The following is a 15834-nucleotide window of genomic DNA, read 5'->3' as shown; positions in this document are numbered from 1 at the left end:
TTCCGGCCCCCTCCATGCCCCATGCTCGCCTCATTTATATCTCGATGTCAAGATACTCGTGGTCGAGATACTCGGTATGAAGAGACTTCACATCGACAGACCCCGTACACTGATCGGCATGGAGGACGAGGTCGACCGACTGGTGGCGGCATGGCGGCGGGAGCGCCCTGACCTCGACGTGGAACCGCTCGAGGTACTGAGCCGCGTCAGCAGGCTCGCGCGTCATCTCGACCGCGCCCGCAGGCTGGCCTTCTCCGAGCACGGCCTGGAGCCCTGGGAGTTCGACGTCCTGACGTCTCTGCGCCGGGCCGGAGCGCCCTACCAGCTCTCCCCCGGCCAGCTGTTGACCCAGACCCTGGTCACTTCCGGCACCATGACCAACCGCATCGACCGGCTCGCCAAGAAGGGCCTCGTCGAACGGCTCCCGGACCCCAGCGACCGCCGGGGGGTCCTGGTGCGGCTCACCCCCGAGGGCCGGGACCGCGCCGACCAGGCCCTCGCCGGGCTGCTGGCCCAGGAACGGGCGATCCTGGCCCAGCTCTCGCAGAGTCAGCGCGGCGATCTCGCCGGGCTGCTACGCCAGTTGACCGCTCCGTTCGACAACATCCCCGGCTAGGTCCGCCGGTCGTACGCCGGCCCGCCGGGCCAGGGCCACCGCGGCCAGCGTGGAGTGCACCCCGAGCTTGCCCAGCACGTTCTGCATGTGAGTGCGGACCGTGTGCGGGGACAGGAACAGCCGGGCCGCCACGTCCTTGCGGCCCAGCCCCGCCACCATGCAGCGCAGCACCTCGTGTTCACGCGGGGTCAGCGACTCCACCAGCCGCTCGCTGTCCGTACGGTGCTTGCGCGCCGCGGTCAGTTCCCGGAGCACCCCGGTGAGCAGTGCGGGCGGCAGGTGGGTCTCCTCGCGCAGGACCCCGCGGATCACGGCCAGCAGCCGGGAGAGCGAGCAGTCCTTCGCCACCCAGCCCGAGGCTCCCGCCTGGAGCGCGAGGGCCGCCCGGCGGGGGTCGTCGCGCTCGGCGAGCACGACGGTGCGGACCCCGGGGTGGGACACCCGCACCCCCGCGACCAGCGCGATCCCGTCCGGGCTGGGCGGCGGCGGCCCGGAGCCGGACTCCCGCTGCGCGGGCACGGCCCCCGGGACCGCGCCGAGATCGGCGTCGACCAGCAGGACGTCGAAGCGGCGGCCCTCGGCCGCCGCGCGTTCGAGGCAGCGCAGCGCGGCGGGGCCGCTGCCGGCCGCGGACACGTCCACGTCCGGCTCGGCCGCGAGCGCGGCTGCGAGCGATTCGGCGAAGATGCGGTGATCGTCGACGACGAGAACCCGGATACGAACCACAAAACCCCCAAGGGTAGGGGAACGGACGACGGCGGGTACGGCGCCCGGACCGGGTGATCCGCAGCTGCCTCGGCCGCCGCCGTGACATATCTGCACTACCCCGGACCGGACGACGTACCCGACTTGTCTCGACCCCTGAATCAACACCGGCCCCCACCGGTGTCACGCATCAGCGTAGGGCCGGGGGCGTCCGGCGGTTGGCCGAATAGCAGAAGTTTTCCCGGGGATTTTCCGGCGCGGGCGTCCCGAATCCGCTTTGCGATGGCTTGAAATCGCCTGCACCGAAGGTCCTGATGGCGGCTTCGGTACCGGCGTGTGCCGCGGGCAGTTGCACGGGGGGCATTTCACCCGGCGTGTGCACGCCGGGCGCCCGCGCACAGCGCCCGTCCGCAGCGCACGGCCGACACGCACACGCCCCCCGCACCGATCGGGGTGCGGGGGGCGCGCAGGGCAAGGGGAGGTCCGGACGGATACCGGAGGTTCAGGAGGTTCAGGAGGTGTGCGTACGCGCGAAGTTCCACGCGTCCGTGATGATCCCGGTGAGGTCCGAGCGGCTCGGGGTCCAGCCGAGGCGCTCGTGGGCCGTGCGCGCGGAGGCGACGAGCATCGCCGGGTCGCCGGCCCGGCGCGGCGCGACCACCTCGGGGATCTCCCGGCCGGTGACCTTGCGGACGGTCTCGACGACCTCGCGGACGGAGAAGCCGTTGCCGTTGCCCAGGTTGCAGATCAGGTGCTCCCCGCCGGTGGCGGCCCGCAGGGCGGCCAGGTGGGCCTCCGCGAGGTCGGCGACGTGGATGTAGTCGCGGACGCAGGTGCCGTCGGGGGTCGGGTAGTCCTCGCCGAACACCGAGATCGACTCCCGCTCGCCCAGCGCGACCTGGAGGACCAGCGGGATCAGGTGCGTCTCGGGGGTGTGCCGCTCGCCGAACTCCCCGTAGGCGCCGGCCACGTTGAAGTAGCGCAGGGACACCGCGGCCAGGCCGTGCGCCACGCACTCCCCCGCGATCATGTGGTCGACGGCCAGCTTCGAGGCGCCGTACGGGTTGGTCGGCGCGGTCACCGAGGCCTCGGTCAGCAGGCCTTCCGTCGGCTCCCCGTAGGTGGCGGCGGTGGAGGAGAACACCAGCTTGCGCACGCCCGCACCGCGCATCGCGGCCAGCAGGGCCAGCGTCCCGCCGACGTTGTTCTCCCAGTACTTGCCCGGGTTCACCACGGACTCGCCGACCTGCGAGGAGGCCGCGAAGTGCAGCACCGCCTCGTAGGAGCCGTCCACGTACCGGGCGGCGTCCTGGATCCGGCCCTCGATGAAGGTGGCGCCCTCCGGGACCCCTGCGCGAAAGCCCGTGCTCAGGTCGTCGAGGACGGTGACCTCGTGGCCGGCCTCCAGAAGGTGGGCCGCGACCACGCTGCCGACGTATCCTGCACCACCGGTTACCAGGTACTTGCTCACTCGCCTACTGCCTCTCGCGGGGGAGCACGCGCGGGTACGTGCGCGTGCTTGGACACTGGCATACCCGATTCCGCGCCCACGGGGAAATCGGGGCCGGGCCCCGGCCGGTACGTCAGCCGGTACGTCAGCCGCGCGCGGCGGCGGACGGCAGCACGGGCAGCGCCCGGTCCAGCAGGCCGGTGCGGGCGGCCAGCGCGGCCGCCTCCAGCCTCGACCCCACGCCCAGCTTCATCAGCACCCGCTGCACGTGCGTACGGGCGGTGCTCGGGGCGATCTCCATGCCCGCGGCGATCAGCCGGGTGTCCTCGCCCTCGGCGACCCGGACGAGCACCTCCACCTCGCGCGGGGTGAGCAGCCGCAGCAGCCGGCTCCCCTCGTCGTCCGGCTGGGCGGCGGGGTTCAGCAGCTCCGCGAAGGCCCCCTGCAGCAGCTGCGGGGCGATCGCCACCTCCCCCGCCCTGGCCTTGGCCAGCGCCCGCTCCACGCCCTCGATGCGCTCGTCCTGGCGTACGTACCCCGAGGCGCCGGCGGCGAAGGCGGCCGCGATCCCGCGCGGGCTGGGCACCGGGCCGAGGACGACCACGGCGATCTGCGGGCGCTCCCGCTTGATGCGGACGACGGGCTCGAAGACCCCGGGCTCGGCGGGGGTGGCGGTGCCGAGCAGGCAGACCTCCGGGGCGCGGCTGATGACCAGGTCGGCGGCGCCCGCCGCCGGGGCGGCCGCGGCCAGCACCCGGTGGCCGCGCAGCTTCAGGGCAGAGGCGAGTGCCTCGGCCAGCAGCCGGTGCTCGTCGACCACCACGACCCGTACGCCCATCGAGGAAACACCCCCCACCCTTCTGACCCGGCAAGCTACACGCTTGTTCGACGGTGCGCGGGGGATACCGCGCAGAAGCCCCCGATCGGTGCGGACCGTTCGGGGGCTTTCGGCGGTGCTGTGCGATATCGGCGCGGCCCGGTCAGCTCGCGGTGAAGGAGACGAAGAGGTACTCCGGGTCGGCCTTGTCCGAGTACGGCTTGGAGAGCGTGGTGCGCGAGATGAAGAACTTGCCGTTGTGGTAGCGGTACTCGGAGTACTCGGGCGAGTAGCCGGTCTCGGCGCGCCGGCTCGCCTTGTCCGCCGGGTTCTCCATGAGGACGGTCTCCTTCATGGTCTTGCCGTCGATGCTCACGATCTGACCGCCCTTGTCGTACGGGGGGTTCTTGTAGGCGATGATGTTCGACCCGTCCATGCGCAGCGGGAACATCGTGTACTGCTCGCCCGCGTCGGCGCGGTCGGTGGTCTGCTTGCCGGTCTCCAGGTCGAAGGAGAGCAGCTCGTTGGTGCGGCTGCTGGAGGCCTGGCCCTGGTGCTCGTACGACGGCAGGTAGAGCTTGCCGTTGCCGACCACCATGTTCGTGCACTTCTCGACCTCGGATCCGCACTTGCCGCCGAAGTCTCCGGAGGCGAGCGGGATACGGGCCTTCAGCTCGCCCTTGGGGTCGACGACGAAGAGGTCGCTGATGCCCGTGGCGTTCTTCGCGGTCTTGCCGACGTCGGCCGCCACGATCAGCGGCTTGGTGGCGACGATGTACGCGTCCTCGATGCCCTGGGAGAGCTTGTACGAGGCCGTGGGCGCGCCGGTGGCCGGGTCGAGGAGCTGCCCGTACAGCGTGTAGTTGGGGCTCTGGCCGCACTTGCGGATGGCGGCGAGGGCCTCGCCGCCGCCGTAGCCCACGTCACGGCAGCCTTCGCCGTCGACCTTGGGCAGCCACAGGGACTTGCCGTCGGCGAGGTTCCAGGCGGCGCCGCCCCCGGAGATGCCGGCCGCTGCGACCGTCTTGCCGCTGAGGGTGACGCTGGAGTACACGACGGGCTTGTCGCCGCCGGTGGCGCTCTTGGCGTTGCCGGACCAGACGAGCTTGCCGCTCTCCAGGTCGATGACGCCGACCTCGGTGCACTGGATGTACTTGTTCTCGGGCGTCGGCTGGGAGGCCTTGAAGAGGACCGCCGCCTTGTTCTCGCTGACGTGCTTGGTGGCGCCGCAGAGCTCGCCGGGGAAGGGCAGCTCCCACTTCTTGCCGCCGTCGACGAGGTTGTAGCCGACGACCTTCGACAGGTCGGACTTGATGTAGGTGGAGTCGGTCAGCCAGGAGCCGGCGACGACGGCGATGTCGGCCGGGACCGGGCTCGGCAGGTTGAGGAGCGGCTTCGACTTCGGGTTGCCGGGCGCCTTCTCGGTGCCGGGCACGTAGTCCTGGGGCTTGTCGTTGCCCGGGGAGGCGCTCGGGTTGCTGTCGGCCTTGTTCCCGCCGCCGCTGTCGCCGGAGGTGTACCAGAGGCCGCCGCCGACGATGAGGACGATGGCCAGGACGGCCGCCCCGACGATCGTCAGCTGGGTGCGCTTGTCGTTGCCGCCGGCCGGGGCCGGGGGCTGCGGGGCGGGCACGGGCGCGCCGCCGGGGGCGCCGGGGGCCCCGTACGGCGGCGGGGTGCCGGGCTGCTGCGGGTAGCCGTAGCCGGGCCCGGTCTGCGGGTACCCGTACGCGGGCTGGGCCGCGGCCGGTCCGGGCGGCGGCACGGGCGCGCCGAACCCGCCCGGCGGCGGGTCCTGGGGCGCGCCGAAGCCACCGGACGGCGGCTGGCTGGGGGGCGGCGGGATACTCATCGGTTGCTGTTGCCTCTCGGTGGGCGGGTCGTGGGACGCGTGTTCACTTGCCGAAGGCCATCAGGAGCTTCTCGTCCTTGTTCTCGCCCCGCAGCTGGTTGACGGCGAGGAAGAACCGCCCGTCCACGTAGGCGGCGCTCTGGAACGGCAGGAAGGAGCTTGCGATCCGTGCGGAGGCGCCCGAGGGGAGCTTCAGCAGCGTCTTGGGCGCGCCTCCGTCGGCCGGGAACGAGACGATCTCGCCGGGCTCGTCGGCGAGGCCGACGCTGGCGCGGTAGGCGGTCAGCCGGCCGTTCGCGGCCTCAAGCGGGATGAGGGCCTTCTTGTCACCGGCCTTGGTGCGCCACTTGACCTTGCCCGTACCGAGGTCGAAGGCGACGATCTCGCTGCCGGCGGACTCGTCCCCGGCGGCGAGGTAGACGGTGTCCGCGTCGACCACGGAGTTCCCGCAGTTCTGGAGACCCTCGCTGCCGCTGCTGCCACCGCAGTTGACCAGGAAGTTGCCTTCACCGGAGAGCGTGTTGCGCTTCTGTCCCTTCTCGTCGAGGACGAGAATGGCCCGCTCCTTGGTGTCGCGGTTGCCGGCGTCGATGACGGTGGGGCTGACCGAGTAGACGGCGTTGACCTGGTAGCCCTTGGGCAGGCGGTAGCTCCAGGTCTTCTTGCCGGTGTTCGGGTCGGCGTCCTGGATCTCGACGGTCCGGTCGGCGTCCATGCAGAGGGCCACGGCGATCATCTTGTTGTTGCCCGCGGCGTAGCTCGTGGGCTTGCAGCCCTCGGGGCCGGCGTCGGAGAAGAGCTTGTCGCCGGTGCTCAGGCGGTGGGCGCTCCGGCCCCCCATCCAGTCGAGGGCGACGGTGTCGCCGGTGAGGGTGACCATGGCGGAGTCGGCGGTCTTGAACAGCCCCTCCATGACGACCTCCTTCGTCCAGCCCTCCTTGCCGGCCTTGAGATCGATGAGCTTCATCTGGTTGCAGTTGGAGCCGTCGGCGTTCTTGACGACCATGACGGTCCTGCCGTCGGGGGTGGTCTGACCGGTGAGTCCGCAGATCTCCGTGCGGAGGTCGATCTTCCACTTCTCCTTGCCGTCGCTCACCCCGTAGCCGATGACGGACTTGTCGACGGTCTTGACGACGGCGTCGCCGACGACCCACAGGCCCTTGGCCGGGATACCGGCTCCCGGGCCCTCCATCTTGGCGGTCTTCAGCCAGAGGGCCTTGTCCTCACCGGGCTTGCGGCCCTCGTTGAGGTCGGTCGGGATGTCCATGCCCTTGCCGTTCCCGTTGCCGTCGCCCTTGTCCACGGACGGGGACCCGGAGGGCTTGGCGTCGGCCGGCTCCTGCGCGACCGGCTTCGGGTCCTTGTCGTCGCCGGAGAACGCCACGTAGCCGACACCCCCGAGGACGAGGACCGCGGCCACCGAAGCCGCGATCAGCACAGTCCGCTTCCTCTTCGGCGCACCACCCGGACCCGGACCCTGACCGGGACCAGGGCCGCCGGGACCCGCCTGCCACTGCTGCACGGTCGGCGGCTGCGGCGGATGGCCGGGCTGCTGGGCGTACGGGTTCTCACCCTGCGGCGGAAACCCGTACCCCTGCTGCGGCGGACCCGGCAGATGCCCGTAACCGGAAGGCGTCGGCGGCTGGTTCGGCGGCTGGGGCAGCTCGGTCATCAGCGCACGCTTTCGGCATCAGGAGGTCGGGGAGAATGACCTTTCTATCACTGACAGCGCTCATACATCGGGCCGGTCCGCCCCCTGTTCCCAAGGGAGGACCGGCCCGTGACGCCGCCGTTATCCGGCCAGTTGCCCCCGAAGACCGGCGGAACCCAGGCCTCCTCGGCCGGCTCGCCCCGGCGCGTCGCCAAATCCGCGCGGTCCGGACGGAGTTCGCGGAGCCCTGCGCCGGCCCGGACGCGTGCTCACTTGCCGAAGACCATCAGGAGCTTCTCGTCCTGGCCCTGGGCCCGCAGGTGGGTGGAGGAGATGAAGAACCGTCCGTCCACGTAGTCCAGCTTCGGGAGGGTGAAGGTCCGCTCGATCGGGGCCGCGGGGCCCGAGGGGTGGCGCAGGAGCGCGGTCGGGGTGCCACCGGCGGCCGGGATGGAGAGGACCTCGCCGCCCTGCTCCTCCTCGGCCTTGCGGTAGGCGATCAGCTGCCCGTTCACGGCCTTGAGCGGGGTGAGCGTGCGCTTGTCCCCGGCCGGGACACGCCACTTGTCCTTGCCGGTGGCCAGGTCGAAGGCGACGATCTCGTTGGCCTTGCCGGTGCCCGCCGCGGTGGGCAGGTAGAGGGTGCCCGCGTCGACGACGGCCGAGGGGCAGGTCACCAGGGACCGGAAGAGGCCGGTGTCGCCGCAGCCGACGGCGAGGCTGCCCTCGCCGGCGAGGGTGGCGGTCTGCTTCCCGTCGGGTCCCAGGACCACGACGGAGCGCTGCTTCGTCTGCTCGTTGCCGATGTCGATGACGGTCGGGTTCACCGAGTAGATGCTGGTGACCTTGAACTTCGCGGGGAGCCGGTAGGCCCAGCCCTTCGCGCCGGTGACGGGGTCGATGCCGTGGACCTCGGCGGTGGAGTCCTCGTCCGAGCAGGTGGCGAGGGCGATCATCTTGCCGTTGCCGGCCTCGTAGGAGTCCGGGTTGCAGCCGTCGCCCAGGGGGTTCGCGAAGAGCTTGTCGCCGTTACTGATCTTGAAGGCGCTGGCGGTGCCGCCGCGGCTGACGGTGACGGTGTCCCCGATCATGGACAGGGTGGGGCTGGTGAAGATGTCGAAGAGCCCCTCCTTGGGCACCTCCTTCGACCAGACCTCCTTGCCCGTCTTGAGGTCGACCACGCGCAGCTGGGTGCAGGAGGTGTTCTCCCCCTCGCCGTCGCGGTACATGACGACCGTCCTGCCCTCGGCGGTGGTCTGCGAGGCGACGGAGCAGATCTGCGCAGGGAAGGGGAGTGTCCACTTCTCCTTGCCGTCGGTGACCGAGTAGCCGGTGAGGTTCTTCCACAGGCTCTTGACCACGGTGTCGCCGGTGACCCACTGGGCGGCGGCGTCGACGCCCATGCCCGGGCCGTCGATCTTGGTGGTCTTGAGCCAGAGGACCTTGTCCTCGCCCTGCTTGCGGCCGGAGTTCAGGTCCGTCTGCGGACCGCCGCCGTTGCCGTTGCCGTCGCCCTTGTCCACGGACGGGGACCCGGAGGGCTTGGCGTCGGCCGGCTCCTGCGCGACCGGCTTCGGGTCCTTGTCGTCGCCGGAGAACGCCACGTAGCCGACACCCCCGAGGACGAGGACCGCGGCCACCGAAGCCGCGATCAGCACAGTCCGCTTCCTCTTCGGCGCACCACCCGGACCCGGACCCTGACCGGGACCAGGGCCGCCGGGACCCGCCTGCCACTGCTGCACGGTCGGCGGCTGCGGCGGATGGCCGGGCTGCTGGGCGTACGGGTTCTCACCCTGCGGCGGAAACCCGTACCCCTGCTGCGGCGGACCCGGCAGATGCCCGTAACCGGAAGGCGTCGGCGGCTGGTTCGGCGGCTGGGGCAGCTCGGTCATCAGCGCACGCTTTCGGCATCAGGAGGTCGGGGAGAATGACCTTTCTATCACTGACCCGGCCCGGTCCCGCTCAGGCCTCCTCGGCCAGCTCCAGCCAGCGCATCTCCAATTCGTCGCGGTCCGAGAGGAGTTCGCGCAGCTCCGCGTCGAGCTTGGCCACCTTGTCGTAGTCGGTGGAGTTCTCGGCGATCTGGGCGTGCAGGTTGCCCTCGCGGTCGGACAGCTTGTTCAGCTGCCGCTCGATCTTCTGGAGCTCCTTCTTCGCGGCGCGCGAGTCCCCCGAGGCGGTGGACTTCGCGGTGCCCGCGGACTGGAGGGGCGCCGGGGCGGCCGCCTCGATCATCCGCTGCCGGCGCTCCAGGTACTCGTCCAGACCGCGCGGCAGCATCCGCAGGCTCGCGTCGCCGAGCAGCGCCATCACCGTGTCGGTGGTGCGCTCGATGAAGAAGCGGTCGTGGGAGATCACGATCATCGAGCCGGGCCAGCCGTCGAGGAGGTCCTCCAGCTGGGTCAGGGTCTCGATGTCGAGGTCGTTGGTGGGCTCGTCGAGGAAGAGGACGTTGGGCTCGTCCATCAGCAGGCGCAGGATCTGCAGACGGCGGCGCTCACCACCGGAGAGGTCGCCGACCGGCGTCCACTGCTTCTCCTTGGTGAAGCCGAACTGCTCGCAGAGCTGGCCGGCCGTCATCTCGCGGCCCTTGCCGAGGTCGACGCGGTCGCGCACGCGCTGGACGGCCTCCAGGACGCGCAGGGAGGGGTCGAGTTCGCCGACCTCCTGCGAGAGGTAGGCCAGCTTGACGGTCTTGCCGACGATGATCTTTCCGGCGGCGGGCTGGGCCTCGCCCTGGGTGCGGGCGGCCTCGGCGAGGGCGCGCAGCAGGGAGGTCTTGCCGGCACCGTTGACGCCGACGAGGCCGACGCGGTCGCCGGGGCCCAGGTGCCAGGTGAGGTGCTTGAGGAGTTCCTTGGGGCCGGCGTGGACGCTGACGTCTTCCAGGTCGAAGACCGTCTTGCCGAGGCGGGCGTTGGCGAACTTCATCAGCTCGGAGGTGTCGCGCGGCGGCGGCACGTCGGCGATGAGCTCGTTGGCGGCCTCGATGCGGTAGCGCGGCTTGGAGGTACGGGCGGGGGCGCCGCGGCGCAGCCAGGCCAGCTCCTTGCGCATCAGGTTCTGCCGCTTGGACTCCTCGGTCGCGGCGATGCGGTCGCGCTCGGCGCGGGCGAAGACGTAGTCGCTGTAGCCGCCCTCGTACTCGTGCACGTCGCCGCGCTGCACGTCCCACATGCGGGTGCAGACCTGGTCGAGGAACCAGCGGTCGTGGGTGACGCAGACGAGCGCGGAGCGGCGCTCCTGGAGGTGCTTGGCCAGCCAGGAGATGCCCTCGACGTCGAGGTGGTTGGTGGGCTCGTCGAGGATCAGGAGGTCCTGGTCGGCGATGAGCAGCTTGGCGAGGGCGATCCGGCGGCGCTCGCCACCGGAGAGCGGGCCGATGACGGTGTCGAGGCCCTGGCCGAAGCCGGGCAGGTCGAGGCCGCCGAAGAGTCCGGTGAGGACGTCACGGATCTTGGAGTTGCCGGCCCACTCGTGGTCGGCCATGTCCCGGATGATCTCGTGGCGGACGGTCGCCCGGGGGTCGAGGGAGTCGTGTTGGGTGAGGACGCCCATCCGCAGGCCGCCGGACTGGGTGACCCGGCCGGTGTCGGGCTCCTCCAGCTTGGCGAGCATCCGGATGAGGGTGGTCTTGCCGTCGCCGTTGCGGCCGACGACGCCGATCCGGTCCCCCTCGGACACGCCGAGGGAGATGCCGTCCAGCAGGGTACGTGTGCCGTACACCTTGCTGACTGCCTCGACATTGACCAGATTGACGGCCATCAGACGCGCTCCAGAGAAAGGGTGTGGATCAGCCCCTCAGCCTAACCCTCCGGGCCGGGGCAGACCGTTCCACGAGATACCAGCCGCCCAGTGCCATCGCGATCGCGGCCGGCGCGGTGACGGGCAGGGCGATCAGCGTGGCGCTGTGCCCGTCGAGCAGGCCGCCCAGGCCGGTCATGGACAGGCCCAGGATGCCGAGCAGGCACAGGGTGATCCCGAGGGCGGCGACCGGGCCGCCGGAGCTCCGCGCGGGGGCGGGCGCGCTGGGCCGCGGCGCCTCGAAGCGGCGGAACAGCGCGACGAGCACACCCGTCAGGGCGGCCGCGGCCAGGAACCGTACCGGGACCTGCGCCCACCAGGCGGCCGTGGCGGGGGCCGGCAGGTCGAGGCCGAGGGCGAGCTGGGCCGCGTACACGCCGAGCATGGCGGTCAGGTGCCACAGGAAGGCGGTCATGGCGAGGCCGTTGGCCGCGACCACCCCGCGCCAGACGCGCGGGCGGCGCAGCCACGCGGTGGCGGGCCCGGCCGCCAGCTGGACGGCGCCGACGAGCCACAGGCCGTGGCAGAGCAGGGCGAGGGTGGGCGGAGCCATGTTGGAGACCTTCTCGCCGGGCATCCCGACCATGGACAGCGGGTACGGGCCGTACGCCACCAGCAGGGCGGCGCAGGCGAGTCCCGCGGCGGCGAGGAGGGCGGGCCTGCGGATGCGGCCGTCGGCGCGCAGGAAGCCGAGCTGGTGGACGGCGAGCCAGACGAGGGCGAAGTTCAGGAACTCCACGTAGGGGACGCCGAGCGCGAAGCGCAGTACGTCGACCAGGGCGGCCGCACCTGCCAGGGCGGCGAAGGCGGCCCAGCCGTGGCGCTCGTGCAGCTTCAGCAGCGGCGGGGTGAAGGCGACCATGGCGAGGTAGATCCCGATGAACCACAGCGGCTGGGTGACGAGCCGCAGCGCGGCCCCGGTCAGCGTTCCGCCGCCGTGACCGGCGAGCTGCACGGCGAGTGCGGCGGCGGCCCACACCAGGACGAAGACGAGGGTGGGGCGCAGCAGCCGCTGGAGCCGGGCCCGCAGGAAGACGGCGTAGACGGGCCCGTCGGTGCGGCGGGCCAGGGAGCGGTAGGACAGGGCGTGCGAGAACCCGCCGACGAAGAAGAAGACGGGCATGATCTGCAGCCCCCAGGTGAGCACCTGGAGGGCGGGCACGAGGGCGAGCAGATTCCCTATGCCCTCGCCGCTGACGGCGGCCATCAGCCAGTGTCCGGCGATGACGGTGCCGAGCGAGGCGACGCGCAGCAGGTCGACGTACCGGTCACGGTCGGCGGGGGTGGCCTCGGCCATGGCGCGTGCGCTAGCTGTCATGGGGCCACGGTCTCCCCTGCCGGGTGTCTCCCGACAGGGTGCGGGTACTCAACTCCGGCCTGAGTACCGGCCCGGGGCTCCGCCCCCGTACCCCGCGCCTCAATCGCCGGCGCGGTTGAAATTTCATTCAGCCTCGCCGGCGTTTGAGGCGCGGGGGTCCGGGGGCCGGCCCCCGGCAACGGCCCGCGGGGTCAGGACGGCAGGACCGTGGCTCCGGGGGCCGGGCTGGAGGCCACGCGCGTGGCCCGGCAGGTGCCGGAGGCTTCGAGCGCGGCAGCGACCTTGGCGGCGGCTTCCTCGTCCGCGGCGAGGAACGCCGTCGTCGGCCCCGAGCCGGAGACCAGCGCGGCGAGCGCGCCCCCGTCCACGCCCGCGGCCAGCGTCCGCGCCAGCTGCGGCCGAAGGGAAAGCGCCGCGGCCTGGAGGTCATTGGCCAAGGTGGCGCCCAGCGCGTCCGCGTCGCCCGAGGCCAGGGCCGCCAGCAGCGCCGGGGAGGCTTCGGGGGCCGGGACCGCGGTGTCGGCGGTGAGGCGGTCGAACTCGCGGAAGACCGCCGGGGTGGACAGCCCGCCGTCGGCCACCGCGAAGACCCAGTGGAACGTCCCCGCCCCGACCGGCGTGAGCAGCTCACCGCGGCCGGTGCCCAGCGCGGCCCCGCCGACGAGGCTGAAGGGGACGTCGCTGCCGAGCTCCGCGCAGATGTCGAGGAGCTCGGCGCGCGGGGTGTCCAGGCCCCACAGGGTGTCGCAGGCCAGCAGGGCCGCCGCACCGTCCGCGCTGCCGCCCGCCATGCCGCCCGCGACCGGGATGTTCTTCGCGATGTGCAGGTGGACGGCGGGTTCGATCCCGGCCCGGGCCGCGAGGATCTCGGCGGCGCGCGCCGCGAGGTTGGTGCGGTCCAGGGGGACCTGGTCGGCGTCGGGGCCGGTGCAGGTGATGGTCAGGGTGTCGGCCGGGGTGGCGGTGACCTCGTCGTACAGGGAGACGGCGAGGAAGACGTTGGCCAGGTCGTGGAAGCCGTCGGGGCGGACCGCGCCCACCGCCAGCTGGACGTTGACCTTCGCGGGGACCCGTACGGTCACGGACGCCTGGTGCGCGCTCACAGTGCGGGCCTCTCCGCCGCCGGCTTGTGCTCGGCGATCGCCGCGAACTCCTCGACCGTCAGGGACTCGCCGCGGGCCTGCGGCGAGACACCGGCGGCGACCAGCGCGGCCTCCGCGCCCGCCGCCGAGCCGGCCCAGCCGGCCAGTGCGGCGCGCAGCGTCTTGCGGCGCTGGGCGAAGGCGGCGTCGACGACCGCGAAGACCTCGCCCTTGGTGGCGGTGGTCTTGATCGGCTCGGTGCGGCGCACCAGCGAGACGAGACCGGAGTCGACGTTCGGGGCGGGCCAGAAGACCTTGCGGCCGATGGCGCCGGCCCGCTTGACGTGCGCGTACCAGTTGGCCTTGACGGAGGGCACCCCGTAGACCTTGTTGCCCGGTTCCGCGGCCAGCCGGTCGGCGACCTCGGCCTGCACCATCACCAGCGTGCGTTCGATGGTCGGGAAGCGGTCGAGCATGGTGAGCAGGACGGGCACGGCCACGTTGTACGGCAGGTTCGCGACGAGCGCGGTCGGCGCCGGGCCGGGCAGTTCGGTCACCAGCATCGCGTCGGAGTGGACCAACGCGAAGCGGTCCTTCTTCGCGGGCATCCGGGCCTCGATGGTGGCGGGCAGGGCGGCGGCGAGGATGTCGTCGATCTCCACGGCGACGACCCGGTCCGCGGCCTCCAGCAGCGCGAGCGTCAGCGAGCCGAGCCCCGGACCGACCTCGACGACCACGTCGTCCGGGCGGACCTCGGCGGTGCGCACGATCCGGCGGACCGTGTTGGCGTCGATGACGAAGTTCTGCCCCTTCTGCTTCGTCGGGCGTACGCCGAGGGCGGCGGCCAGCTCCCTGATGTCGGCCGGGCCGAGGAGGGCGTCGGGCGCGGCGGGGGAGGTGTTCTCGGTGTTCTCGGGCTGCTGCTCTGCGGTGCTCACCGGTAAAGCGTACGGCCGCAGTGCGGCCACGGACTCGCCCCCCGCTGCACGTAGAGCTTCTTCGCCCGGTACGTCTGCTCCGTGCCCGAGGCGTCCTGCGGGCGTCCGCTGCCGCCGAGGCCCTGCCAGGTGCGGACGTCGAACTGGTACAGCCCGCCGTAGGTCCCCGAGGCGTCGGTGGCGGAGGGGCGGCCGCCGGACTCGCACTGGGCGAGGGCCGCCCAGTTGAGGCCGTCCGCGCCGGCGACGGAGCTCGGCAGCGCCTTGGTGCCGACCTTGACGAGCTGTGTGACGGGTTCGCGGACGACCTCGTCGGCGATGGGCCGCGGCTTCTGCCGGACCCCGTTGACGGTGCGCAGGCTGTAGGTGACCCTGCGCGCCCCGGGGCGGCCGGCGCGTTCGACGACCTCGGTGCCGGCGAACAGCTCGGGGTCCTTGAGCTTCTCGGTCTCGTACGGGATCCGCTCCTCGCGGACCTCGCGGGTGCCGGTGATGCGGAGCACGGTGACGGTCTGGCCGTCGCGCGGGAAGTCGGTGGGCGGTACGGAGGTGGTGTCCTGGCCCTGGAGGGTGATGCCGGCCTGGTCGAGGGCCTCCTGGACGGTGGCGGCGTTGGTGCGGATGGTGCGTTCGCGGCCGTCGGCCATGAAGGTGACGCTGCGTTCGGTGCGGACGCTGAGGGCCAGCCCGGCGCGCGGGACGGGGGCGGTGCGGGGGGCGGAGAGGTGGGCGCCCTCGGCACGGATGCCGAACTGGCGCAGGGCGCCCTCGACGGTGCGGGCGGTGGTCCACACCTGGCGCTGCTGTCCGTCGAGGGTCAGGTGCAGGGGGCGGCCGTAGCGGACGACGATCTCCTCGCCGTCGTCGAGGCGTTCGCCCGGGGCGGGGGCGACGAGGTCGTGGGGGCCGACGCCGAGGCCTTCGGCGGCGAGCAGCTCGCCGATGTCGTCGGCGAAGGTGTGGAGGTTGCGCGGGACGCCGTCCACGGTGAGCCGTACAGCCTTGTCGGCGGCGACGAAGGCCGTGGTGCCGCCCGCGAGGAAGGCGACGACGAGGGCCTGCGGCACGATCCGCCGCCAGTTCCCGCCGAGGGTCTCGACGGGGGCGCCGCGGCCCCGGGCGCGGCGGCGGCCCGGCACCGTGGGGGTGGGGGCGGCGGGTGCGGCCGGGGCCACGTCCACGGCCACGTCGACGGCCACGGCCACGGGGGCCGCGGCCCTGCGGCGGCCCGAGCCGGGCGCGACGGGCGCCGCGGCCAGGGTGTCGGCCTCCGACAGCTCGGCCGGTGACAGACCGGCCCGGCGGCGGCGCCCGCCGCGCGGGGCCGGGACCGGGGCCGGGACCGGGGCCTGGGCCTGGGACTCCGGGTCCCACGCGGCGGGCCCGGGATCCCCCGTACCGGACGGCCAGGCCACGGGCTGGGCCAAGGGCTGGGCCTCGTACGCCTCGGGGACGGGACCGCCACGGCGGTGACTGCCCTGCGTATCGCTCACGACGCTCGCTCCACTGGTGATCCGGCACCCTCTGGTGCGGGCACGGCACCCTAGCGGAGGAGTCGTCACGCTCCAAAGCGGGACGGCTACTCAGCGTGTTGGAGCGGG

At 72.4% G+C, this 15834-nt stretch carries 12 protein-coding genes; 1 reads left to right on the top strand and 11 read right to left on the bottom strand.

The window, feature by feature from the left end:
* The first annotated feature begins 118 nt into the window (after positions 1 to 118).
* On the top strand, positions 119 to 616 hold the full coding sequence (locus tag ACFY0D_RS32325) for a MarR family winged helix-turn-helix transcriptional regulator (protein ID WP_030659599.1): 498 nt from the start codon (positions 119 to 121) through the stop codon (positions 614 to 616).
* Here the strand turns inward: ACFY0D_RS32325 and ACFY0D_RS32320 are convergent.
* The 11 genes from ACFY0D_RS32320 to ACFY0D_RS32270 all read right to left on the bottom strand — a co-directional run bounded on the left by ACFY0D_RS32320 (position 575) and on the right by ACFY0D_RS32270 (position 15726).
* The gene (locus ACFY0D_RS32320; protein ID WP_314254332.1) at positions 575 to 1342 is read right to left on the bottom strand and encodes a response regulator transcription factor; all 768 of its coding nucleotides are present in this window, start codon (positions 1340 to 1342) and stop codon (positions 575 to 577) included. The two genes, ACFY0D_RS32325 and ACFY0D_RS32320, sit on opposite strands and share 42 nt — an antisense overlap.
* 490 nt (positions 1343 to 1832) lie before the next feature.
* Complete coding sequence (gene galE, locus ACFY0D_RS32315) at positions 1833 to 2792, bottom strand: UDP-glucose 4-epimerase GalE (RefSeq protein ID WP_382549671.1); 960 nt, start codon at positions 2790 to 2792, stop codon at positions 1833 to 1835.
* A 124-nt stretch (positions 2793 to 2916) separates the two neighbouring features.
* On the bottom strand, positions 2917 to 3609 hold the full coding sequence (locus tag ACFY0D_RS32310) for a LuxR C-terminal-related transcriptional regulator (protein ID WP_351150323.1): 693 nt from the start codon (positions 3607 to 3609) through the stop codon (positions 2917 to 2919).
* A 142-nt stretch (positions 3610 to 3751) separates the two neighbouring features.
* Positions 3752 to 5440 (bottom strand): PQQ-binding-like beta-propeller repeat protein, encoded by a 1689-nt coding sequence (locus tag ACFY0D_RS32305; protein ID WP_390801500.1) that lies wholly within the window; start codon positions 5438 to 5440, stop codon positions 3752 to 3754.
* Between the two features lie 43 nt (positions 5441 to 5483).
* Complete coding sequence (locus ACFY0D_RS32300) at positions 5484 to 7112, bottom strand: PQQ-binding-like beta-propeller repeat protein (protein ID WP_390801499.1); 1629 nt, start codon at positions 7110 to 7112, stop codon at positions 5484 to 5486.
* A 248-nt stretch (positions 7113 to 7360) separates the two neighbouring features.
* On the bottom strand, positions 7361 to 8983 hold the full coding sequence (locus ACFY0D_RS32295; protein WP_390801498.1) for a PQQ-binding-like beta-propeller repeat protein: 1623 nt from the start codon (positions 8981 to 8983) through the stop codon (positions 7361 to 7363).
* Between the two features lie 70 nt (positions 8984 to 9053).
* Positions 9054 to 10856: an ABC-F family ATP-binding cassette domain-containing protein gene (locus ACFY0D_RS32290; protein ID WP_390801497.1), complete on the bottom strand. Its 1803-nt coding sequence runs from the start codon at positions 10854 to 10856 to the stop codon at positions 9054 to 9056.
* Between the two features lie 28 nt (positions 10857 to 10884).
* On the bottom strand, positions 10885 to 12213 hold the full coding sequence (locus ACFY0D_RS32285; RefSeq protein ID WP_390801496.1) for an acyltransferase family protein: 1329 nt from the start codon (positions 12211 to 12213) through the stop codon (positions 10885 to 10887).
* 191 nt (positions 12214 to 12404) lie between these two features.
* A complete protein-coding gene (locus ACFY0D_RS32280; protein WP_390801495.1) occupies positions 12405 to 13316 on the bottom strand; it encodes a 4-(cytidine 5'-diphospho)-2-C-methyl-D-erythritol kinase in 912 nt (303 codons plus the stop codon).
* A complete protein-coding gene (gene rsmA, locus ACFY0D_RS32275) occupies positions 13313 to 14233 on the bottom strand; it encodes a 16S rRNA (adenine(1518)-N(6)/adenine(1519)-N(6))-dimethyltransferase RsmA (RefSeq protein WP_390801494.1) in 921 nt (306 codons plus the stop codon). Before rsmA ends, ACFY0D_RS32280 begins: the two co-directional genes overlap by 4 nt.
* Entirely contained in the window at positions 14230 to 15726 is a 1497-nt protein-coding gene (locus ACFY0D_RS32270; RefSeq protein ID WP_390801493.1) for a ubiquitin-like domain-containing protein, read from the bottom strand. The genes rsmA and ACFY0D_RS32270 overlap by 4 nt, the downstream gene beginning before the upstream one ends.
* Positions 15727 to 15834 lie beyond the last annotated feature (108 nt).

This window comes from Streptomyces sp. NPDC001502, from assembly GCF_042894785.1.
Classification (GTDB): domain Bacteria; phylum Actinomycetota; class Actinomycetes; order Streptomycetales; family Streptomycetaceae; genus Streptomyces; species Streptomyces kutzneri.
The sequence above is the reverse complement of the archived record's forward strand: the minus strand, read 5'-3'. Positions and strand labels throughout refer to the sequence as shown.

What these genes read in the sequence shown, in the direction of transcription:
- ACFY0D_RS32300 (WP_390801499.1), bottom strand. Translation starts at nt 7,112, where the DNA reads ATGACCGAGCTGCCCCAGCCGCCGAACCAGCCGCCGACGCCTTCCGGT.
- ACFY0D_RS32290 (WP_390801497.1), bottom strand. Translation starts at nt 10,856, where the DNA reads ATGGCCGTCAATCTGGTCAATGTCGAGGCAGTCAGCAAGGTGTACGGC.
- ACFY0D_RS32310 (WP_351150323.1), bottom strand. Translation starts at nt 3,609, where the DNA reads ATGGGCGTACGGGTCGTGGTGGTCGACGAGCACCGGCTGCTGGCCGAG.
- ACFY0D_RS32325 (WP_030659599.1), top strand. Translation starts at nt 119, where the DNA reads ATGGAGGACGAGGTCGACCGACTGGTGGCGGCATGGCGGCGGGAGCGC.
- ACFY0D_RS32285 (WP_390801496.1), bottom strand. Translation starts at nt 12,213, where the DNA reads ATGACAGCTAGCGCACGCGCCATGGCCGAGGCCACCCCCGCCGACCGT.
- ACFY0D_RS32295 (WP_390801498.1), bottom strand. Translation starts at nt 8,983, where the DNA reads ATGACCGAGCTGCCCCAGCCGCCGAACCAGCCGCCGACGCCTTCCGGT.
- ACFY0D_RS32305 (WP_390801500.1), bottom strand. Translation starts at nt 5,440, where the DNA reads ATGAGTATCCCGCCGCCCCCCAGCCAGCCGCCGTCCGGTGGCTTCGGC.